The organism is Roseixanthobacter liquoris (assembly GCF_043195135.2).
In the GTDB taxonomy this organism is placed as follows: Bacteria; Pseudomonadota; Alphaproteobacteria; order Rhizobiales; family Xanthobacteraceae; genus NCEH01.
On sequence record NZ_CM195537.1, the window covers coordinates 1,700,526 to 1,721,427 of the forward strand.

16 protein-coding genes are annotated in these 20,902 nt (G+C 69.6%); 10 read left to right on the top strand and 6 right to left on the bottom strand.

All coding sequences use genetic code 11. The features are described from left to right. Positions 1–173: 173 nt before the first annotated feature. The 4 genes from V5F84_RS07555 to V5F84_RS07570 form a co-directional block, all read right to left on the bottom strand. Positions 174–2,624: a hypothetical protein gene (locus V5F84_RS07555; protein WP_394046193.1), complete on the bottom strand. Its 2,451-nt coding sequence runs from the start codon at positions 2,622–2,624 to the stop codon at positions 174–176. Beyond that, positions 2,621–5,068, bottom strand: a complete 2,448-nt coding sequence (locus V5F84_RS07560) for a glycosyltransferase (protein WP_394046195.1) — start codon at positions 5,066–5,068, stop codon at positions 2,621–2,623. Before V5F84_RS07560 ends, V5F84_RS07555 begins: the two co-directional genes overlap by 4 nt. Positions 5,069–5,103: 35 nt before the next feature. Continuing rightward, complete coding sequence (locus V5F84_RS07565; RefSeq protein WP_509277179.1) at positions 5,104–5,601, bottom strand: methyltransferase domain-containing protein; 498 nt, start codon at positions 5,599–5,601, stop codon at positions 5,104–5,106. Positions 5,602–5,988: 387 nt separating this feature from the next. After that, a complete protein-coding gene (locus V5F84_RS07570; RefSeq protein ID WP_394046223.1) occupies positions 5,989–7,830 on the bottom strand; it encodes a tetratricopeptide repeat protein in 1,842 nt (613 codons plus the stop codon). Between the two features lie 214 nt (positions 7,831–8,044). Between V5F84_RS07570 and V5F84_RS07575 the strand changes: the two genes are divergently transcribed. Further along, the gene (locus tag V5F84_RS07575; protein WP_394046199.1) at positions 8,045–8,914 is read left to right on the top strand and encodes a 4-(cytidine 5'-diphospho)-2-C-methyl-D-erythritol kinase; all 870 of its coding nucleotides are present in this window, start codon (positions 8,045–8,047) and stop codon (positions 8,912–8,914) included. Further along, on the top strand, positions 8,911–9,231 hold the full coding sequence (locus V5F84_RS07580; protein WP_394046201.1) for a YnfA family protein: 321 nt from the start codon (positions 8,911–8,913) through the stop codon (positions 9,229–9,231). The genes V5F84_RS07575 and V5F84_RS07580 overlap by 4 nt, the downstream gene beginning before the upstream one ends. Positions 9,232–9,235: 4 nt before the next feature. Here the strand turns inward: V5F84_RS07580 and V5F84_RS07585 are convergent, their stop codons facing one another. Both V5F84_RS07585 and V5F84_RS07590 read right to left on the bottom strand, forming a co-directional pair. Further along, positions 9,236–12,199: a DUF4114 domain-containing protein gene (locus V5F84_RS07585; protein ID WP_394046203.1), complete on the bottom strand. Its 2,964-nt coding sequence runs from the start codon at positions 12,197–12,199 to the stop codon at positions 9,236–9,238. Positions 12,200–12,371: 172 nt separating this feature from the next. After that, entirely contained in the window at positions 12,372–13,379 is a 1,008-nt protein-coding gene (locus tag V5F84_RS07590) for a polyprenyl synthetase family protein (protein ID WP_394046205.1), read from the bottom strand. Between the two features lie 113 nt (positions 13,380–13,492). Here V5F84_RS07590 and V5F84_RS07595 point away from each other — a divergent pair, with 113 nt between their 5' ends. The 8 genes from V5F84_RS07595 to V5F84_RS07630 all read left to right on the top strand — a co-directional run bounded on the left by V5F84_RS07595 (position 13,493) and on the right by V5F84_RS07630 (position 20,857). Further along, positions 13,493–13,714 carry a putative signal transducing protein gene (locus V5F84_RS07595; protein ID WP_394046207.1) on the top strand — a complete coding sequence of 74 codons (222 nt, stop codon included), beginning with the start codon at positions 13,493–13,495 and terminating at the stop codon, positions 13,712–13,714. 112 nt (positions 13,715–13,826) lie between these two features. After that, positions 13,827–14,594: a tRNA1(Val) (adenine(37)-N6)-methyltransferase gene (locus V5F84_RS07600; RefSeq protein ID WP_394046209.1), complete on the top strand. Its 768-nt coding sequence runs from the start codon at positions 13,827–13,829 to the stop codon at positions 14,592–14,594. 98 nt (positions 14,595–14,692) lie between these two features. Further along, on the top strand, positions 14,693–15,037 hold the full coding sequence (locus V5F84_RS07605) for a hypothetical protein (protein ID WP_394046211.1): 345 nt from the start codon (positions 14,693–14,695) through the stop codon (positions 15,035–15,037). Between the two features lie 8 nt (positions 15,038–15,045). Beyond that, entirely contained in the window at positions 15,046–16,272 is a 1,227-nt protein-coding gene (locus tag V5F84_RS07610; protein ID WP_394046213.1) for a S1C family serine protease, read from the top strand. A gap of 88 nt (positions 16,273–16,360) precedes the next feature. After that, entirely contained in the window at positions 16,361–17,251 is an 891-nt protein-coding gene (locus tag V5F84_RS07615; RefSeq protein ID WP_394046215.1) for a S49 family peptidase, read from the top strand. A gap of 22 nt (positions 17,252–17,273) precedes the next feature. Further along, positions 17,274–17,486, top strand: a complete 213-nt coding sequence (locus tag V5F84_RS07620; protein WP_394046217.1) for a hypothetical protein — start codon at positions 17,274–17,276, stop codon at positions 17,484–17,486. Positions 17,487–17,606: 120 nt separating this feature from the next. After that, complete coding sequence (locus V5F84_RS07625; RefSeq protein ID WP_394046219.1) at positions 17,607–18,827, top strand: efflux RND transporter periplasmic adaptor subunit; 1,221 nt, start codon at positions 17,607–17,609, stop codon at positions 18,825–18,827. 104 nt (positions 18,828–18,931) lie between these two features. Further along, on the top strand, positions 18,932–20,857 hold the full coding sequence (locus tag V5F84_RS07630) for a MacB family efflux pump subunit (RefSeq protein WP_394046221.1): 1,926 nt from the start codon (positions 18,932–18,934) through the stop codon (positions 20,855–20,857). Positions 20,858–20,902 lie beyond the last annotated feature (45 nt).

The following is a 20,902-nucleotide window of genomic DNA, read 5'->3' on the forward strand; positions in this document are numbered from 1 at the left end:
CGCCCGGCCGTGCTTCCGTAGCGACCCGCCGCGACCTCCCCGCCGATTTGGCGGGCGCAAGCCGTCCTTTCCGGTTTCCCGGCGATCGCACAGGGTTCTAAAGGCTAAGGCCGCCGTGTGTTCCAGGGGGACCGGGGCAGCCTTACCCGCCGCGACGCCTTGCCCGTAGATCCTCAAAGTCCGGCGGGCCAGTCCTGCGGCGCCTGCGGCTCGGCGATCCGAGGGGCGAGGCGCACCGGCGGCCAGCACAGGCCGCCATAGGGCGTGCCCTCCCGCGTCAGGATGGGATTATAGAGCTGGTCGTCCGCGAGCGCGGCGCCCCAGCGCCCGCGCAGGCCGCGCAATTCCCGGGCCCGGGCGGCCGCCAGCGGCGAGCGGCCGAGCGCGGCTGTGCCGAGTCGTCCCGGCGCGAGGTCGCGCACCACGGCATTCGGGGTCATCACGAGGCGCTTGCCGCGCGCCCGCAGCCGCAAGCTGGCGTCGATGCCGGCGAAGAAGGTGGGAAACCGCAGCCCGTCCAATCCGCCGAGCTCACGCAACAGCGCCGGCCGCACGGCCACGCAATCGAAACTGAGGGCCGAGACCTCGTGCGCCACGCGCAGCAGGTCGCCATAGCCCGGGTCCGTGATCCGCCGGCCGGCGAAGGCGCGCGCCACATCGAAATGAGGGCCGAGCACATAGCCCGCGTCGCGGACATTGTCCTCCGCATCGATCACCAGCGGCGCCACGGCGCCGGTGTCGCGCCCCTCCAGCCGGCAGCGCAATTCGTCGAGCCAATCCTCGTTGAGCGGAGCCATGGCGCCGGACAGGAAGATCACCGATTGACCCTCCGCGCCCGCCACCGCCGCATTGAAGATTTCCGCGCCGCGCGGATTGGCGCGTTGCAGCACCTTCACCCGGGGCAGGGGGGAGAGCAGCGGCGCCAGGGCCGGGTTCACCTTGCCGGGCGGCAGGATGAGGATCAATTCCCCCTCGACGCGGCGCAGGGCCGGCAGAGCCGCCCGCAGGCAGCGTTCCGCCAATGCGGGAAAGGAGGCGGCGTCCACGACCAGATCGACGCGCTCGCGCGGCGGCGCCCGGGCAATGCGCACGGCGGGCAGGCATTCGCCGATGGCGATCGCCTGGCGGGCGACCTGTCTGGTGGCGGCGAGATGCTCGGCCGTGGCGCGGTTCAGGGCGGCATGTCCCCGCTTCAGGCAGGCCGCCGGCACCCGCGCCAGCGCGCCCGGCAGGTGAACGATGGCGCCGACCGGGAGCGGATGAAAATCATAGAGGAAATTCGCCAGCCGGAAGATGGAATTGGCCCCGCGCTTGAGGGCGGTGCGCAGCGCCGGGGTGCGCAGCACGAAGCAGCGGGCGGCGAATCCCTGCTCCAGGCTGCGCTCGTAATCGGCGGCGGGAAAGGCGAGCGGCCATAAGGTGCCGTCGGCCTCCACCACGTCCACGTCGGCGAACAGCATGATGGCGCGGGGCTGGTCCGCCAGCGCCTGGGCGATCCGCGCCAGTCCTCTGGGCAGGATGCGCGCCCCGGCGGGAAGGAAGGCGAAGGCGGTGCAGGTCCGCGCCTCGCCGACCATGAACGCGGCCAGGGGCGCGGGATCGAAATTCGCCTTGGCGCTGTCGCTCGGCACCGCGCCGCCCACCCATTGCCCGCCCTCGCCCTGGAGGGCGCCGAAGGAGGCGTCCAGCTCGTCCTCGCCGAGGAACACCAGGGCGAACTGGTCCGGCGCGGCGCCTTCGGGCAGGGCGAGCGCCGGCGCCGGCGGCTGCGCGGCGCACCAGGCCTCGTATTCCGTGAACGGAAGGGAGCGGGGAAACAACCTTTCGTACAGCGCGATGCGCACCGCCTCGGGATGCTTGTCCGACCCATCCTCGGGAAAGCGGTCCGCGAGAAGGCCGCGCAACGGATCGGCGAAGGCGAGGAAGGGCACAGCCCCGCCGCCCACCGGCTGTCCATTCCCGGACGCCGGCGCCCCGCCGGTCTCCCGCCCATTGCCCGTCAATGGGCCGGCGATGGTGAACACGGCCTGGTGCAGCCGCCCGTCGGCGAAGCGTTCCGGCAGTTCCAGATCGAAGCCGCGCACCGGCTGGAGCACGCCATCGGCGAAGGCCCCGCTCCAGCGGTCCGCCGGCGCATCCATCACCGTATCGCCATCCACCGCCACGAGAATGCGCGGCGTAGCGGCATCTTCCCCCGAGGCCGGCTGGCGCACCCAGCCGCGGAACCTGCGATTGCCGAGCCATTCCACCTGTCCGCGCGCGGCCTCGCCCGCCGGTTCGACCGGCTCGGTGAGGGGCAGCACCTCTTCCACATTGGCGAGGCGCGCCTCGAAGCGGGTGGCGCTGGCATGGACCGGGGCGGGGACGAGGAACTGGAAGCCGTAGCAGCCATCGCCGATCCCCGCCTCGGCGAGCACGGGATGGAACAGATCCGCGCGCGTCACCTGGATCGGCACGCCGTCCACCAGCAATTCGATCACATGGCGCCGCCCGAGGTGCTCCGGATCTACCACGAAGCCCGAAAAGCCGGTCTCGCCCGAGGCGCCGAACGCCGCCCGCACGCCGCACGCCAGGGGCACGCCGATCTCCACGGTTCCGGATGGGGCAGGCAGGGCGGAATTCATTGCGGGGGCAGGCTCCTGATCCAGCCAAGGATGTACCGGACAGCTTCGGGATTTGTCATGTCGGGCGCAAGGACCAGATCGCCGAGGGCGCCGGGGCCGACCCCGAAGAAGGCGCACGGCAGATCGCTGCGTCCGGCCGCCAGGGCCAATGGATGGCCGAGCCCCTCGCGGTCGGCGATGACGATGCGGCCGATCTCCAGCGCGGCCATCAGGTCCGCCGCCTCATGGGCCTGCACCGCGCCCAGCGCCACCAGCTCGGGAAGGCTGCCCAGGGCGCGGTCGTCGAGGCTGGAGCCGAGAACGAACAGCGCATTTCCGGCCCCGGCCGCCTTCAGCGCCAAAGCGAGCGCATGCACCAGCCCATGGGCGCGCGCCTCCGGATGGGGCAGCAGGAGGCCGACCGGCGCATCGCTCAGCGGCACGTTTGCCCGCGCGACGGTGCGGAACGGGCCCGCCGCATTGCGCACCTTCCACGGCAGCACGAGGCGCTGGTCGCGCACCGCCTGTTCGATCTGCTCGTGGGCCGGCAGCACGGCGACGATGGCCGGTTCGGCGAAGGCGGGCCAGAGCCGGGCGGCCGCGGCCGGGCGAACCCGCAGCGCACGGACATGGACCTCGATCGACAGGCCGAGGCCGCACAGAACGCGCCACAGCTCGTCCGGCAGCGTTTCATGGCCGAGCACCTCGATGCGGGCGAGCGGGCGCCGCGCGAGATCGGCGGCGAGCGCGAAAGCGCCGTCCCGGCTTGCAAGATCGAATTGCAGATTCTGCGGGAAGCCGCCGTCGACGGCTGAAAGATGCAGGCGCCACGCGCCGGGGCGGCCCTTCAGCTCGGCCCGCAGCACCGGCGCCGCTGCGGCTGCGGCAGGCTCGTGCAGCAGCGCATCCGCGGTGTCGGCCAGGCTCGGCCCGTGCACCAGCAGGCGCATGGGGCGGCCGTCGGGCGGCAGGTCCGCTTCGATGGCGGCGCGGACGCCGCGCAGGGGATCGGCGGCAACGAAGCTGCCGCACGCCGCCTCATAGGCGGGGAACGCGGCGCCGAGGCGCTTGAGGTTGCGCACCACGAGGCCGCGCTTCTCGCCCTTGAAGGAGCGCGTGCCCTCGTGCCCCACATAAACATCCGCCGCGCACACGTTGCGCCAGCCGAAGGCGCGGGCACGCAGGCAGAAATCGGCATCTTCCAGATAGCCGCGCCCCCACCCCCCCGACAGATGGCCGACATCGTCGAGGCAGCGGCGGGTGATGTAGAGACAGAAGCCGATGCCGCTCGGCAGGTCGATCACCATGCCGCCATTCGCCCGCTCGGCGCTCGCATCGATGCGCGCCAACAGGTTCGCGTCGGGCAGGGGATTGGCGCGGAACGGCACCGGCAGGCTCACGAACTCCCCGTTGTTGGAGAGCGGAACCACGGTCCCGATATCGTCGGCACCATAGGCGGCGGCGCGCAGCCGTTCGGCGAACCGCGCCGGCAGCACCGTATCGGCGTTCAGCAGCAGGATGTCGCCGCGCGGGATCGCCGCGATCCCGCGATTGACCGAGCGCACGAAGCCGAGGTTGAGCGGATTGTCCAGGATTTCGAGGTGGGGCGCCGAAAGCCCCGCCAGATAGGCGCGCAGCGCCTCGTCCGGCGGATCGTCCGCCACCAGCAGAATACGGGTGTCGATCGCGGGGCGGTGCGCCATCACGCTTTCGATGCAGCGCTGCGTTGCCGCCGCATCGTCATGGACCGGAATGAGGATGGTCAGCTGTTCGCCTTGTCCCGCCTGCGGGGCGGGCGCGCGGCGGGCGGGGGTCGGCTCCGGCGCGGTCTGCCGCACCAAACCATATCGCCGCCCGCCGATGCTGACGAACACGTGGGCGTCCGCCGGCGGCAGGGAAAGGTCGATCTCGGCCGCCTGCCCGAACGGGTCGGCAAAGGGATGATCGTCCTGCGGGTCGAGCGCCCAGCTCTCCTGCCCGTCCGGGGTGAGGAAGACCAGGGACGCCGTGAGGCCCGCCGGCCAGGTGGCAAACCCGTGCAGGCGCCCGGCGGACCATTCGAGATGGGCGAATGCGGCGTGTCCCATCGCCCTCAGGGCGCGCAGGGCGGTGCCGCGCAGGCCGGGGTCGGTCGCGGTGCCCGCGAGGCGCGCGGCGGCCTGCTCCCGCTCGTCGGCGGTGCCGTGGCTGAACAGAATGGCCGCGGCGCTCGCATCGCGCGGATCGAGCGCGATCAGCCGGCGCGCGGCCCGCAGGGCGCCGCCGGGCCGGCCCAGCATCAGATAGGCATGGGCGAGGCGCAGCAGGTCGGCCGGCTCGTCCACCGCTTTGGCGCGATCGTCGCGCTCGGCTTCCGCAAGCGCGATCAGGGGACGCGCCGCCGCTTCGAGGGCATCGGCTTTCTGGCCGAGGAGAAGGGATCCGCGTGCGGCTTGCGGCCCCGCGCGCGGGGCGGGCTGGTCCACGGTCCCGATCACCGGCGCGGGCCCATGGGCGGGGCCTAGGCGGTGCGAGCGCGGGGCGCTATTTCGCGGGGGTCTTGCAGCAGCCCTTCCTGCGGCGTTCCGGCCAGGCAGGATTTTGCCAGCTCCATGCCGCCGACGAGGGCCAGCACCCACAGGTCGTAGGCGCCGCCCTTCATGGCGCGCACTTCCCGGAAACCGGCGGCCACCAGCTTGTCCGCCAGGCGCCGCAAGGTGAAGCCGGTGTTATGGGCCATATGGGTCTGCCCCGCCGCGACCGAGGCGGAATGGCCGAACATCATGTCCAGTGCCGTGATGGGTCCCGCCGGGGAGACGTAGGCGACCTCTTCCAGCCGGCCGTCCACCACCAATTGCGCGATGCTGGCGATATCGGGGCAGGTGATCAGGGCAAACCCGTCGCCGCGCAGAACCCGGCGGAACTCCGCCATGGCCAGCGGCACTTCGTGGGCGTGCAGGTGCTCCACATTGTGCGAGGACCAGACGGCGTCGAAGGTGGCGTCCTTGATCTGCGGCATGGAAACCATGCTGCCCACGATATCGGGCGCGACGCGCGGCTCGATGTCGAGGCGAATCTCGGTCCACTCAGGGCGGTGAAAAGCCGAATGAAGCCCCTTGCGTGTTGCAGGACCGGATCCGACGTTCAGGACCCACCTCTGCAGGCGCTCCGTTTCATTCGCCGGCAATTATCGTCTCCCTTGCCACCCTGCGGCAGCCCTTGCTTGCATTACGCTGGGATCTTACGCCCCGCTTTATATCACCTGGAAGTCAGATCACCTCGACACATCAATAACATGATGTGAGGAACACTGCCAGACCCGGGCCCGCCGCGCCCTGTCCGGGCCCCGGTACCGTGGCCGCGCCGCCGGTTTCCGGACGGTCGCGACCCGGCACGCGGAGTGCCGTCAATTGGCTTTCTGCCCGCCCGTCTCAGGCGCGCCGGGCTTGGGCGCATCGGCATTCGGCGCATCCGCCTTGGGGGCGTCGGCCGGCGCGGGCGCAACCACCGAAGGTATGTCCACACCAGCCTTGGCATCCACAGGTTTTGCATCGGCGGCGGGGGTGTCTTCCGCCTTTTTCACCGGCGCGTCGGCCGGGGAGGCGGCTGCGGGCGCGGCGGTGTCAAGCCCGTCCTTGATCTTCTTGACGATCCTGTCGAGGTCTTCCGGCTCGGGCTTCAGGTCGCGGGCATGGTTCCACTGGAACGTGGCTTCCAGGCGCCGGCCCACCTTCCAATAGGCGTCCCCGAGATGGTCGTTGATGACCGGATCCTGGGGCTTCAGCTCCACCGCGCGCTCCAGGTCGGCCACCGCGTCGTCATAGCGGCCGAGCTTGAAATTGGCCCAGCCCAGGCTGTCGACGATGTAGCCGTCGTCGGGCCGCAGTTCCACGGCCTTGCGGATCATGGCGATGCCCTCGTCCAGGTTGGTGCCCTGGTCGACCCACGAATAGCCGAGATAGTTCAGCACGTGGGGCTGGTCGGGATAGAGCTGCAGCGCCTTCTTCAGGTCAGCCTCGGCGGCCGGCCAGTTCTTGCTGCGCTCGTTGCAGATGCCGCGGAAATAATACAGCGCCCAATTGGCACGCGTCGGGTCCGGCAGCAGCGCGACGGCCTTGCTGTAGGTGGCGGCGCATTCGGCGAACATCTTGCGGCCCCGCTCGATGCCGGCGAGCGCGACCAGCGCCTCGAGGTCCTTCGGATTGGCCTTGATGAGCGCCTCGAGATGCTTGCGCGCCTCGGCGGTCTTGTCGGTGGCGTCGAGATTGATCGCCAGCTGCACCTCGGCATTGCGCTTCAAGGGCGAGGAGGCGGGGATCTTGTCATAGACCTGGATCGCCTTCTCCGGCTGCTTGAGCTGCTCGTAGAGGTCCGCGAGCGAGAGGCCGGCCAGCGGGTGGTCGGGATCGAGCCACAGGCCGAGTTGCAGATAGACCAGGGCGAGGTCCTCGCCGCCCTGGCGGGCGAGCGCCGCGCCGAGGCCGTAGAGCACCTCGGCCGCCCCCTCCTGCGGGGTGCGCACCAGCGGCGGCAATTGGCGCCCCGCCTCCAGCTCCGCCAGCGCCGCTTCCACCAGCGGGTGGCGCGGCATCAGCTTGTCGAAATTCTTATAGGCCGCGATGGCCGCCTCGGTCTCGCCATTGCGCGAGGCCCAGCGGGCATAGGCGTCGATCGCGCGCAGCGTGACCGGCTCGGTCTTCATCGCCAGTTCGAGGCGCTTGCCGGCTTCCTTCTTGTTGCCGCTGACGTCGAGGATCAGCCCGGCATGAAGGTTCTTGAAGCTGGCGTACCAATCCGGCCCCTGCAGGCGGTCGATCATTTCGACGCCGGCCTTGGGCGTGCCGGAGCCCACCATGGTCCAGGCGGCCAGCAAGGTGGCGGTGAGATCGCCGATCGGGCCGCGCACAGACAGGGAGAGATTGGTCCGGGCGGTGGTGTATTTGCCGGCCTTGATGGCGCGCGTCGCCAGGGCGAGGCGGGCGATGCGGTGCGAGCGGTCCACCTTCACCAGACGGTCGGCGAGCGGCATGGCCTCTTCGACGTCGCCGTCCACCAGCATGGCGAAGAAGGCGCGTTCCACCACCTCGTCATTGCGCGGATCGAGCTTGAGCAGCGCGCGCAGATAGGCCACGGCGGCTTCGGTGTCGCGTTCCGAGCCGGCGAGGCGCGCCGCGAGGTAACTGCCCGAGAGGGTGGCATCGGAGATGGGCGGGAAATCCGCCCGTGCGGCGCCGGGCGCCACCGTCATCAACGACACGCAGAAAGCGGCCGCGATGGCCAGGGGCGAGCGAATGAGCGAAATCTTCACCGGGCAGAAATCCTGGAAGGAGCGTGGGGCTGAGAGAAACCGCGCCACATGGCGGGAGGATGGCGACTTTCCACAAACCTCGCAAGTTACGTCAGCGGTTCTGTCTTTCGACGCCGCTTGCGGTTCGCGGGCCGGCGCGCCATAAGCCAAAATCATGCAAAAGCTTGTGGCGCGCGCTCCGGCAAAGGTCAATCTGACATTGCGCGTCCTGCGCCGGCGCGCGGACGGGTTTCACGATCTCGCGAGTCTCGTGAGCTTCGCAGGGGCAGCCGACCTGCTTTCCCTAACGCCAGATGTGGCGTTCGGCCTCGAAGTCACGGGACCCACGGCGCCGGCCGCCGGTCCCCAGGACGAGAATCTGGTGATCCGCGCGGCCGATGCCCTTCGGGAACGGGTCAGCGGCCTGCGGCTCGGGCGGTTTCATCTGGTGAAGCGCCTGCCGGTGGCGGCGGGCATCGGCGGCGGTTCCTCCGATGCGGCGGCCGCCTTGCGCCTGCTGGCCCAGCTCAATGCCCTCGATCCGGAAGATCCCCGCCTTCTCGACGCCGCGCGGGTGGTGGGCTCGGACGTGCCGGTCTGCCTCGCGCCGCGCGCCCGCATGATGCGCGGGGTGGGCGACCGGCTCTCGCCCGCGCTCGATCTGCCGCCGTTGCCGGCGGTGCTGGTGAATTGCCGGGTGGCGGTGCCGACCGCGCCCGTGTTCCGCGCCCTCGGCCTGCAACCGGGCGAGGACCTGCCCGGCACGGCCCATGCGGATACGGTGCCGGCGGGGCGCGCCGCGCTGCTGGATTTTCTCGCCCGCACCCCCAATGATCTGGAGCCGCCGGCGCAGATCGTGGCGCCGCAGATCCTGGGCGTGAGGGCCATGTTGCACGCAGATCCCCGCGCCCGGTTCGTGCGCATGTCCGGCTCGGGCGCGACCGTGTTCGCGCTCACCGACACCTGCCGCGATGCCGCCGGCCTCGCCAAGGCCGTGAGCGCGGCCCATCCCGATTGGTGGGTGCGCCCCACGGTGCTGCGATGACCCTGCTTGCCTATATCGTCGCGGCGATCGCCGAGATCGCCGGCTGCTTCGCCTTCTGGCACGTGGTGCGCGGCGATGGTTCGCATTGGTGGCTGGTGCCGGGCTTCGCGAGCCTCGCGGTCTTCGCCGGCGCGCTGACGCTGGTGGATTCGGCCGCCGCCGGCCGGGCGTTTGCCGCCTATGGCGGCATCTATATCGTCGGCTCGCTGGCCTGGATGTGGGGCGTGGAGGGCGTGCGGCCGGACCGGTTCGACGCCATCGGCGCCGGCTTGTGCCTCGCCGGCGCGGCGGTGATCGTGTTCGGCCCGCGCGGCTGAGCGCTCAGATCAGCCAGCCGTCGCCGCTCGTGCTGGTGAAGTCCAGCTGCACGATCAAATCATTGTAATCGCGGTCGCCGCCGCCCGCGAGATCCTCCCAGCCCCAGGTGTTGAGCCCGTAGCTCCACAGATGGGTGACCCCGGCCCCGCCCACCTGCTCGTTGGCCTGGGCGAACGCCCAGAAGGTGTTGGCGCCGTTGGTGAGCTTCATGGCGATGATGTCGCCGGCATTGACGCCGGAAATCTCGGTCTGGGCATAATTGCCCCAGCCCGGGCTGTCGATGGCGGTCTGGCCGTCGACGGTGTGATAGGCGCGGGCCTGCGCCGCCTCGGCATAGCCGGCCGAGCCCGGCGCAAGGGCGCCGATGTCGCCGTTGAGGTCGTCCACCTTGTAGAGGGTGAGGTGGGTCTCGTCGGCGCCGTTCTGGCGCACGCGCACCACCGCGTGCTGGTCATCGGCGCCGCCGGCCGTGTCGGCGATGGCGACCGGGCGCGCGAGGGTCACGCTGCCGTCCTGGGTGCCGAAGGAGGCGAAGCCGAAGGCCGAGGTCAGCGCGGCCTGATACAAGGCCAGCGCGTCGCCGCCCGCGGAGGCGGAGAGGGCGGCGCCGCTCGCCGCATGGATCGAGCCGGGCGTCGCCTGGGCGATGCCGTCGAACGCGCGCACGAGGGCGGGATCGAAATCGCTTTGCAGGGATTGCTGGGCGAGCCGGCTGGTCCAGGCCAGATCCCCGCCGCCGCCCATGCCCGTGACGCTCTGCCCGCCGACGGAGAGGGCGAAGCTGCCGTCCAGCCCGGAGGATTGCACCAGCAAGGTCTGGGCCGCATCGCTTACGGCATGGGTGGCATCCAGGATGCCGAGCACCGGCGGCGCCTCGGAATGAAACTCCGTATGGGCGATGGCGGTGAGCGCCCGCGCCAGCAGCAGCCCGTTGGGCGAGCCCAGCCCGGTGGTATAATCATAGCCCGTCTCGGCGTCGAAGCCGAGGCCGGTGGGGATGACATAGGTGTCCGACGCCTTGTCGTAGACCGCGCCGGGGGTGCCTTCCGGCACCTGGTAATAAGTGGAGATGTTGTCGCCCAGCGAGATGTCGTTGAACGATCCCGGCGCGATGGCGGCGGCGATATAGAGCAGGTCGTTGTAATAGCCGAGACGCGGCAGGCCCTGGTTGTGGAAGATCGCGTCGATCTGGGCGGTGAGCGAGGCCCAGAGCGGCGTCGCGGCGCTGGTGCCGCCATCGCCCTGGGTCAGGTTCTCGGGCGCGGGGTCGACGACGTAATAATTGTTCAGCACGAAATAATAGGCATTGCCCGAGGCGAGCGCCGAAACGTCCGGCGAGCCGCGTCCGGCCTGCGCGACGGTGCCCATGGTGCTGGTGGGCGTAAGGCCGAAGTCGGTCTGGTAGGCGGGCGTGCCCTGGGTGATGTCCACGCCGCCGCTGCTGGCGTCGTTGGACGTATAGCCCGGGTCGAACGTGCCGAGGCCGTCCTTGTTGTAATTGATGTAATAGGCGTTCCAGGTGGTCTCGAACAGGCGGATCAGCGGGTCGGTGGGCGTCTGGTCGTTGTTCGCCACCATGTTGGTGGGCAAGGTCTTCAGCCCGGCGGCGGTCATCGCCATCAGCAGGTCGAGATTGGGATCGGGCGTCATCACCTGCGCCACCAGGTCGGTGGCGGGGTCGCCCGTCGCGAGCGTCGGGTCGGACTGGGCCGAGGCGAGCGTGCTGATGGAGGTGCCGCCCACCACGATCGCCGTGGAGACCGTGTGGGAGGGCCGCACCATGGGCATGCCGTTGCCGTATTGATCCTGCGAGCCGCCGTCGCCCGAGGACAGGAAGATCGACATGTTGCGCAGCGCGCCGTCGGTCAGCAGGTCGCTATAGGCCTGGTAGAAGGGCGAATCCGGGCTCGCCTGGGCATATTCCGGGAAGGACGAGGTGAGGATGCCCGGATCGTTGGCGAAGTCCCAGATCGCCTGCTGATAGGCGGTGAAATGCGTGCCGCCGAAGAAGCTGTAGAGGAGTTGCGTGCTGTTTGGCGCGGCGGCGGCCACCACCGAGATGTCGAGCGCGGTTTCCTCGATCACCCCGGCTCCGGCGGAGGGATCGGCCCCCGGCAGCACCTGGAACTGCTCCGCCGTCAGCGGCGCGAGATTCAGCGACTGGCGGTAGGCGTTGAGCGCGCTCAGCAGCGCCGCCGGGTCCTGGATGCCGGGCTCGATCAGCGCGATCGCCGGCGTGTGCGTGCCGTGGGGCGGGAAATTATAGGTGTCGCCGATCACCGAGGGAGCGGAGGTCTGCTCGATGCCGCCGTTTCCGGTGCCCTGATAGCCCTCTTGCGGCGTATAGGTGCCGACGCCCGAGGCCACCGCCGGGGTCTCGACGATGATGTTCTGGTCCACCCACAGGCCGGCCACATTGGCGGAGATCGCCGCGGGCAGGGAGAGATTGCCGCTCCAGGCCATGAAGGGCGCGCCGCCGGAAACGTCCACCTTGAGCATCGGCGTGCCGAACAGCGCCCCGAACTGGCTCGGCGTGAGCTGGAGCCAGATGGTGCGCGACTGCGCGGAGGAGATGTAGTCGGCGCCGGTCAGCAGCGCGCCCGGCCCGAGGCCGTTGGCGGGATCGGTGATGTAGTTCAGCACCGACTGGTAGACCGCCGGATCCGCGCCATAGGTGTTCCAGACGCTCGCCTGGTCGGCAAGGGCGAGCTGCCGCTCGGCCCACGGACTGTTCAGCAGGGCCTCGACCTGCTGGTCGGGAACGGTGCGGTTCAGGGTGAGGGCGACGTTCAGCAGCGGGGCGGTGCCGGTCGCGTCGGTGACCGAGGTCGCGCCGAACAGCGACCCGAAGATGCCGGCGGTGTTGAGCCCGGCACGGGCGTCGGCGAATTGCTGGTCGGTGGCGAGCTGGAACGCATTGGTGTCGAGGAAGCTCGAATCCCCGACCGGAGCATAGACGGTTGTCATGAATCGCGCGGCCCCATGTCCTCCGACATAGTATCATCCTGCCACCCGCACGGGGCGCGCGGAACCGCGTTTTCAGCGGCGCGCGACGGGGGCGCCGTGTTTCACGGCCCTGTGACGCCGGCGCGGCCCGCTCCGGCTGCCGGGCGCCGCCCGCGCCAGAGGGCCGCGCGCCTCAGTGGGCGCGGGAAATGCAGAAATCCACGGCTTCCATCAGCGCATCCTTGGCCCCGCCCGGCGGGAACAGGGCGAGCGCGTCCTTGGCGATGGCGCCATAATGGCGCGCCCGCTCGATGGTATCCACCAGCGCCCGATGCTTGGTGAGCAGGCCGATGGCCTGGTCGAGCTGGGCATCGTCGCAGGCATTCTGCTCCAGGCTGCGCTGCCAGAACGCGCGCTCCTGCGCATCGCCGCGCCGGAAGGCGAGCACCACCGGCAAGGTGATCTTGCCCTCGCGGAAGTCGTCGCCGACATTCTTGCCGAGCTTGGCCTGGCTGCCGCCATAATCCAGCGCGTCGTCCACGAGCTGGAAGGCGATGCCGAGATTCATGCCGTAGGAGCGGCAGGCGCTCTGCTCCGGCTTCGGGCGCGCGCCCAGCACCGCCCCGACCTCGCAGGCGGCGGCGAACAATTCCGCCGTCTTGCCGCGGATCACGGCGAGATAATCGTCTTCGGAGGTTTCGGTGTTCTTGGCGGCGGCGAGCTGCATCACCTCGCCCTCGGCAATCACGCAGGCGGCATTGGAGAGGATGTCGAGGCACTGGAGCGAGCCCACCTCCACCATCATCTTGAACGCCTGCCCGAGCAGGAAGTCGCCCACCAGAACGCTCGCCTCATTGCCCCAGAGCTTGCGGGCGGCGAGCTTGCCGCGCCGCATGTCGCTTTCGTCGACCACATCGTCATGCAGCAGGGTGGCGGTGTGCATGAACTCCACCGAGGCGGCGAGCTTCACATGGCCTTCGCCGCGATAGCCGCTGAGCGCGGCGCAGGCGAGGGTCAGCATGGGGCGCAGCCGCTTCCCGCCGCCCGAAATGAGGTGGTTCGCCACTTCGGGGATCATCGCCACGTCCGAGCCGGTGCGGGCCAGAATGGTGGCGTTCACGCGCTCCATGTCCCCCTTCACGAGGCGGACGAGGGCGTCGATGGATGGATCGGTCGGCTCGAACGGAAGGACGACGGCCAAGAAACGCTCCCGCTTGTCATTCTGTGGGCGGCACCATAGGGATGGCGGAGGGTGCCGTGCAAGCGTGAGGCGTACCCGGAACGCCGCCGCGGCGCAAATCCGACGGAGAATTGATGCGCGATCTGGTGCGGACCAATGATCTGGTGCTGATTTCCGCCATCGAGGCGCTGCTGACCGCCGCCGATATCGGCCATATGGTCGCGGACAGCTATGTGAGCGCGCTCGAAGGCTCCATCGGCGTCATTCCCCGCCGGGTCCTGGTGCTGGACGAGGATCTCGCGCAGGGGCGCCGCCTGCTGCGAGATGCGGGCCTCGGCGACGTGCTGTGCGACTAGCGCGTTGGTGCGCGACGCGGATGCCGGTTTACGTAAAGAAAACGCGCCTGAACAATGAGATGGGGTGTTTGCCCGTTCCCCCGAACGGGGGATGCGCCTTAGGCTGCGCCGCATGAGCCCCGAGCATTTGCCACCCGCTGTGACACAGGACCGCGTGCTGGGCGGGCGGCTCGTGCTGTGCCAGCCGGAAAAGGGCCATCGCGTCGGCCATGACGCCATCCTGCTCGCCGCCGCCGCCCCGCGCGAGACCCGCCGCCTCGCGGATTTCGGCGCCGGCGTGGGCAGCGCGGGCCTCGCCGCTCTGCTGCGCCTGCCGCATGCCGAGGCGGTGCTCGTGGAGATCGATCCGGCGCTTGCCGACCTCGCCGGGCGGAACGCGGCGGCGAACGGCTTCGCGGCGCGCTGCGCCGTGGTGTGCGCCGATGTTCTCGCCCTCGCGCGTCCCGGCGGGCCGCCGCTTCCCCTGGCCGAAAGCCTCGATCTTGTCCTGGCGAACCCGCCGTTCAATGCCACGGACGCCCACCAGACCTCGCCCGATGCGGGCCGCGCGCGGGCGCACATGGCGCAGTCGCACACGTTGAGGGATTGGGCGACGGCCGCCTATCGCTGCCTCGCGCCGGGCGGCACGCTCGCCATGATCCTGCGGCCCGAGGATCTTTCCACGCTACTCGCGGCACTGGAGGGCCGGCTCGGCGCCGTGCGGCTGCTGCCGGTCCATCCCCGGCCCGAGGCGCCGGCGGTGCGGCTGATCGCCCGCGCCATCAAGGGCCGCCGCACCGCGCCGGCAATCCTGCCCGGCCTGATCCTCGCCGGGGCGGACGGCGCCCCCACACTCGAGGCCGAGGCGGTGTTGCGGGAGGGGCAGGCGCTGCTGGCGTGAGCGGATCCGGATCTGGATGCGGTGGAAATATTCTGCAACCCCGAAGAAGTCCCTTACGTGGCGTCCGGGCCGTCGCTATCATTCCGTTCAGCATATGTGTGGCCAGCTGGGCGGGGGCGAGAGCCATGTCGAAGAGCAACCCCTTGAAGTGGAAGTGCGGGAAAGTCGTTGCCTTAGCTTTCGTTCTCGGCGTCTCGCCGATGATGCATGCCCCGGCCTATGCGGATGCGCGCCGCACTGCGCTTGGCGTCATGGGCGCCGTCATGGGCGCGGCGATGCTCGGCGCCATGGCAGGGGCGGGCACCGCTGCGCCGAAAAAGCCGAAATCCGCGAAGGCCAAGACCCAGAAGTCGAAATCCGCGCCCGTTGCGGATGTTGCGGCGGTCGATGAAGATCCGTTCGCCGGCAAAGGCGGCTCGATCCCGACCGCGAGTAAGCCGTGAGCCGCGCCGTGCTCCGGTGGGTCCGCGATCGTGCGCGCTGGATCGCCCTCTTCGCTGTGCTCTGGCTCGGCTGGGCCGGGGGAGCGGGGCAGGCGCAGGCAGGGGCCGCCCTCAATATCGATGAGGTGATCGGCAAGACTAGAGGCTGGACCATCGGGCTCAGCACCGGCATGGGCGGCTGCATCGCCGCCGCCACCTATGAAGACCGCACGACGGTCTGGATGGGCTTCGGCAGCACCAAGAGCAAGGCCTTCTTCGGCCTTTCCAATCCCAAGTGGAAATCGATCGTTCCCGGCGATCAGTATGAATTGCAGCTGACGGCACGGGGCGAGGGCCGCTGGCGGGGCGATTTCAAGGGGGTTCAATTGGCCCGCGAAAACGCTCTGCTTGCGGAGGATCTGGTCCGCGAATTCGTAGTGGATATAGCCCGCGCCGGCGCGCTTTATGTGATTTATGGTCGTAAGACCATCGCTCAGCTTTCACTGTCCGGCTCCATGGCGGCGATCGAGGCGCTGCTCGATTGCCAGAAGGATCTGGCCGTCGCGGCGCGCGCGGAAGGGCGCCCCGCCGAAGCCGCGGGCAATACGGGGCGGGATGGCTCTAAATCCGACGAGCCGAAGAGCTCCGGCACCGGCTTCTTCGTGTCCGAACGCGGATACATGTTGACCAACAATCATGTGGTGGAGGGCTGCAAGGCGCTCAAAGTGGTGGCGGTCGGTGATGCCGCGCGTCCCGCCCAGCTGATCGCGCGCGACGCGACGAATGATCTCGCCTTGCTCAAGGTGGATGCCGCGCCGAAGGAAGTGCCGGCCTTGAATCCACGTCCACGCGTCGGGGACAGCGTGTTTGTGTTCGGCTTTCCGCTCTCGCGCCTGCTGGCCAGCAATGGCAATTTCACGGTCGGCAACATCACGGCCGCCGCCGGCCTCTCGGACGACACGCGCATGCTCCAGATCTCCGCGCCGGTGCAGCCCGGCAATAGCGGCGGGCCGGTGCTGGATCAAAAGGGCAATATCGTGGGCGTTGTGGTGTCGAAGCTCGATGCGCTGGTGGTCGCCTCCGCTATTAAGGATATACCGCAGAACGTCAATTTCGCCATCAAGAGCGCGATTGCCCAGAACTTCCTCGACGCCAACGGCATCGAGACCCGATCCGACCTCAAAGACAAGGCGTTAGAGCCGTCCGCCGTTGCCGATCTCGCCAAGAATTTCACCGCCCGCATCGAATGCCGTTGACCCGTCTTTGCGGCAACACGGGCGATTGCCCTTGCTGGCGCGACCGCGCACCATGAATTCACCGGAATGTGCCCCGACACAGGTGTTCATGGACGATTCCTTTCTTGCCTCCCTGCAAAGCGGCTTTCGCCGCCTTCTGCCCGCCCGCTGGCGCGATGACCTGACGACGGTGCCGGTGGTCCGCCTCTCCGGCACCATCGGCATGAACGCGCCGTTCCAGCAGAGCCTCACGCTCGCCGGGGTCGCCAAGACCCTGGAGCGCGCGTTCGCGGTGAAGAGGGCGCCCGCGGTCGCGCTCATCATCAATTCGCCGGGCGGGGCGCCGGTTCAGTCCCACCTCATCCACAAGCGCATCCGTGCGCTGGCGGAGGAAAAGGAGAAGCACGTCTTCGCCTTCGTCGAGGATGTGGCGGCCTCCGGCGGCTATATGATCGCCTGCGCGGCGGACGAGATCTTCGTCGATCCGTCCTCGGTGGTGGGATCCATCGGCGTCATTTCCGCCGGCTTCGGCTTCGACAAGCTGATCGAGCGCATCGGCGTCGAGCGGCGCGTGCACACCGCCGGCACCCGCAAGATGATGCTCGACCCCTTCCAGCCCGAGCGGGAAGAGGATGTGGAGCGCCTGAAGGCCCTGCAGCGCGAGATCCACCAGATGTTCGCGGACCTGGTGCGTCGGCGGCGCGGCCCGGTGCTGTCGGGCGAGGACGAGATGCTGTTTTCCGGCGAGTTCTGGGCGGGCGCGCAGGCGCTCTCGCTCGGGCTCGCGGACGGCATCGGCGATCTGCGGGAGATTCTCCAGGCGCGTTACGGGCGCGCGGTGCGCACGCCCCTCGTCACGGCGCCGGGCGGCTGGCTCGGCCGGCGCGTGCCGGGGGTGGGCAGTGCGCTCCCCTCCGCCGGCGCCGCCGGTGCCGGGCTCGCCCAGGGGCTCGCGGGCGTTGCGGAAGAACGGGCCCTGTGGGCGCGCTACGGGCTGTGATCGTCAAGCAAGGGGAAAGGCCATGCCTGCGTTTCTGATCGTGCTTCTCGGCGCCGTGGGCGCGGTGGCTGCGGCGCGGTTCCTGGCGCGCGAGGGGCGGCGCGTCAGCGAGACCATGGATGCCCATCGCGCGGCCGGCGGCCAAGGTCCCGCCGCCGCGCAGGCGGAGCAGGACAAGGTCCAGGTGCTGGTGCGCGATCCGCAGACCGGCACCTATCGCCCCCGCCAAAGCTGAGGCGTTCGGACATACGCGGAAACGTTTCTGCCCTAACGTTACAGGGAATTCACTGAACCTAACGTCACCTGCCGTTTATCCTGCCTGAAGTCGGGTTTGGGGCCGCGTGGCGGATTGGTGATGCTTCAGAAATCGGAAGAGGCGGGGGTGTTCGCGCCACCTGCCGGCAAGCGGCGCGCGCGGCGCGCCTGGTGGATCGCGGGGGCGCTCGCGGCGCTGGCGGCGGCGGGCGGCTATTATGCCTACGGCCTCACCGGCGCGACCGCGACACCGGGCCTCGCCACGGTGCCGGTGGTGCGCGGCGACATCGAGCAGACGGTGACCGCGCTCGCCACCATCAAGCCCAAGACCTATGTGGACGTGGGCACCCAGGTGTCCGGCCAGCTGCGCAAGGTCATGGTGGCCATCGGCGACGGCGTTGAGAAGGGCCAGCAGGTCGCGCAGATCGATCCCACTGTCTACCAGACCAAGGTGATCGGCGACCAGGCGCAGCTCGACAATCTGAAGGCCCAGCTCGCCCAGCAGCGCGCCCAGCTCGACCTCGACAAGCTGCGCGACGACCGCGCCTCGCGCCTGCTCGCCGTCAAGGCCGGGAGCCAGGACACGGCGGACGCCGCCGCCGCCACCGTGCGCATCGGCGAAGCCAAGATCGCGGCGCTGGAGGCCCAGATCAAGCAGACCCAGGCGACCCTGGACGGCGATATCGCCAATCTCGGCTATACCAAGATCTTCGCGCCGATCGGCGGAACCGTGGTCTCCATCACTTCGGTGGAGGGCCAGACGCTGAACGCGAACCAGACCGCGCCCATCATCCTGCGCGTCGCCGATCTCGACACCATGCAGGTGTGGGCGCAGGTGGCCGAGGCGGACATTCCCAAGGTGAAGGTCGGCATGGAGGTGTATTTCACCACCCTCGGCATGCCGGACCGGCGCTTCACGGCCAAGGTGGTGCAGATATTGCCCACGCCCGACACGGTGAACGACGTGGTGCTCTACAACGTCCTGATCGACGTGCCGAACCCCGAGCGGCTGCTGATGACCTCCATGAGCGCGCAGGTGTTCTTCATGCTCGGCGGCGCCAAGGATGCGCTGCTGGTGCCGCCGAGCGCGGTGCGCCCGGTGGCCCGCGGCGGCGGCCGGCGCGAGGCGCGCAACGAGGCCACCGTCCGCGTGCTGGTGAACGGCGAGGTGCAGACCCGCGCCGTGAAGACCGGCCTTTCCAGCCGCAGCCAGGTGCAGATCACCGAAGGGCTCAAGGAAGGCGAATTGGTCGTCACCTCGGCCGATCCCTCGGCGCAGCGCGTGACGCGCGGCCCCGGCATGCCCCCGGCGCCGTTTTGAGCATCGAGGCGCGCGCCGGCGCTCCGGCAGGACCCCTTGGCGCGGCCGCGGCCGCCCCTTGCGCGGATATCCCCGCGCCCTCGGGCGAAGGCGCGGACGCGCCGGTGCTCGACCTCGCCCACGTCAGCCGCATCTATCCGAGCGGGGAGAGCGTGGTGCGGGCGCTGGACGACATCTCGCTCGCCGTCCGGCCGGGCGAATATGTGGCCATCATGGGCCAGTCCGGCTCCGGCAAGTCCACCTTGATGAACATCATCGGCTGCCTGGACCGGCCGGATCGCGGCAGCTATCGCGTGCTCGGCCGCGACATCGCGGAACTGGACGCGGACGAGTTGGCGGCGCTGCGCTGCCGCACCTTCGGCTTCGTGTTCCAGCGCTACAATCTGCTGCCCGCCATCTCGGCGGAGGAGAATGTGGAGATCCCGGCCATCTATGCCGGCCGTCCCAAGGCGGAGCGGCTCTCCCGCGCCAAGGCCCTGCTGGCGCGGCTCGGGCTCGCGGAACGGGCGGGCCATCGCCCGTCCCAGCTCTCCGGCGGCCAGCAGCAGCGGGTCTCCATCGCCCGCGCGCTGATGAACGAGGCGCCGGTGATCCTCGCCGACGAACCCACGGGCGCGCTCGACAGCCATTCGGGCGAAGAGGTGCTGCGCCTGCTGAAGGACCTCAACCGCGAGGGCCGCACCATCTTGCTGATCACCCATGATCCGCAGGTGGCGGCCCATGCGGACCGGGTCGTCCGTCTCCAGGACGGGCGCATCGTCTCCGATGAGCGCACCGCCCCGCCGCCGGCGCCGCCGCCGCTCGCGAGCCATCGCATGAAGGTGCGCAACCATTTGCTGCCCGACCTCGGCGAGGCGGTGAAGATGGCGTTCCGCTCCATGCACGCCAATCTGTTCCGCACCCTGCTGACCTTGCTCGGCGTGATCATCGGGGTGGCGGCGGTGATCGCCATGCTGGCGATCGGCCAGGGCAGCAAGCAGGCGGTGCTGGACCGCATCGCCTCCATGGGCACCAATCTGCTGGTGGTGCGGCCGGGGGCGCCGGGGGTGCGCTCCACCGGCGCCAACGCCTCGCTGACCTATGAGGATGCGCTCGCCATCGCGGCCGACATTCCCAATGTTCTGGCGGTGTCGCCGGAACGCTCCACCACCGCCACGGTGCGCGTCGGCAATATCGATTATGCGACGCAGATCCAGGGCACCGGGCCCGGCTACACCGCCGCGCGCGACTGGGCCATGCGCGACGGCGCCATGTTCACGGATGCCGACGTGGAGGGCTATGCGCCGGTGGTGGTGCTCGGCGCGACCGTGGCGAAGGTGATGTTCGCCGGTGTGGCGAACCCGGTGGGCCGTTACATCCTCATCAAGAACGTGCCGTTCGAGGTGGCGGGTGTGCTGGCGCCGCGCGGCGCGAATGCCTTCGGCATGGACCAGGACGATCTCGTCCTGATGCCCATCTCGACCGCCTTCATGCGGGTGTTCGGCCGCAGATTCCTCGGCGCCGTCACGGTGGCGGTGGAGGATGTGGCGCGCATCGACGAGACGCAGGAGGCGATTTCCGTGCTGCTGCGCCAGCGCCATCGCGCCGAGGATTTCCAGATCCGCAACACCTCCTCGATCCTGGAGATGGCCACCGCCACCGCCGACACGCTGACCCGCCTGCTGGGCTCGGTGGCGGCGATCTCGCTGCTGGTGGGCGGCATCGGGGTGATGAACATCATGCTGGTGAGCGTCACCGAGCGCACGCGCGAGATCGGCATCCGCATGGCGACCGGCGCGCGGCGGGCCAACATCATGCTCCAGTTCAACACCGAGGCGCTGGTGATCTGCGGCGCCGGCGGGCTGGTGGGCGTGGTGCTGGGGCTCGGCACCGCGCTGCTGCTGAAGGCCTTCGGGGCGCAGGTGGCGTTCTCCGCCGGGCCGCCCCTGCTGGCGTTCGGCTGCGCCTTTCTCACCGGCCTGCTGTTCGGCTATCTGCCGGCGCGCAAGGCCTCGCGGCTCGATCCCGTGGCGGCGCTCGCCTATGAGTGAGGGCGGCGCAGACCCGCGGCTCCTTACGGCAGGTGTGCGCAATCG

What these genes read in the sequence shown, in the direction of transcription:
- V5F84_RS07575 (WP_394046199.1), top strand. Translation starts at nt 8,045, where the DNA reads ATGCAAAAGCTTGTGGCGCGCGCTCCGGCAAAGGTCAATCTGACATTG.
- V5F84_RS07600 (WP_394046209.1), top strand. Translation starts at nt 13,827, where the DNA reads ATGAGCCCCGAGCATTTGCCACCCGCTGTGACACAGGACCGCGTGCTG.
- V5F84_RS07595 (WP_394046207.1), top strand. Translation starts at nt 13,493, where the DNA reads ATGCGCGATCTGGTGCGGACCAATGATCTGGTGCTGATTTCCGCCATC.
- V5F84_RS07565 (WP_509277179.1), bottom strand. Translation starts at nt 5,601, where the DNA reads ATGCCGCAGATCAAGGACGCCACCTTCGACGCCGTCTGGTCCTCGCAC.
- V5F84_RS07585 (WP_394046203.1), bottom strand. Translation starts at nt 12,199, where the DNA reads ATGACAACCGTCTATGCTCCGGTCGGGGATTCGAGCTTCCTCGACACC.
- V5F84_RS07625 (WP_394046219.1), top strand. Translation starts at nt 17,607, where the DNA reads ATGCTTCAGAAATCGGAAGAGGCGGGGGTGTTCGCGCCACCTGCCGGC.
- V5F84_RS07580 (WP_394046201.1), top strand. Translation starts at nt 8,911, where the DNA reads ATGACCCTGCTTGCCTATATCGTCGCGGCGATCGCCGAGATCGCCGGC.
- V5F84_RS07620 (WP_394046217.1), top strand. Translation starts at nt 17,274, where the DNA reads ATGCCTGCGTTTCTGATCGTGCTTCTCGGCGCCGTGGGCGCGGTGGCT.
- V5F84_RS07555 (WP_394046193.1), bottom strand. Translation starts at nt 2,624, where the DNA reads ATGAATTCCGCCCTGCCTGCCCCATCCGGAACCGTGGAGATCGGCGTG.
- V5F84_RS07615 (WP_394046215.1), top strand. Translation starts at nt 16,361, where the DNA reads ATGGACGATTCCTTTCTTGCCTCCCTGCAAAGCGGCTTTCGCCGCCTT.
- V5F84_RS07570 (WP_394046223.1), bottom strand. Translation starts at nt 7,830, where the DNA reads ATGACGGTGGCGCCCGGCGCCGCACGGGCGGATTTCCCGCCCATCTCC.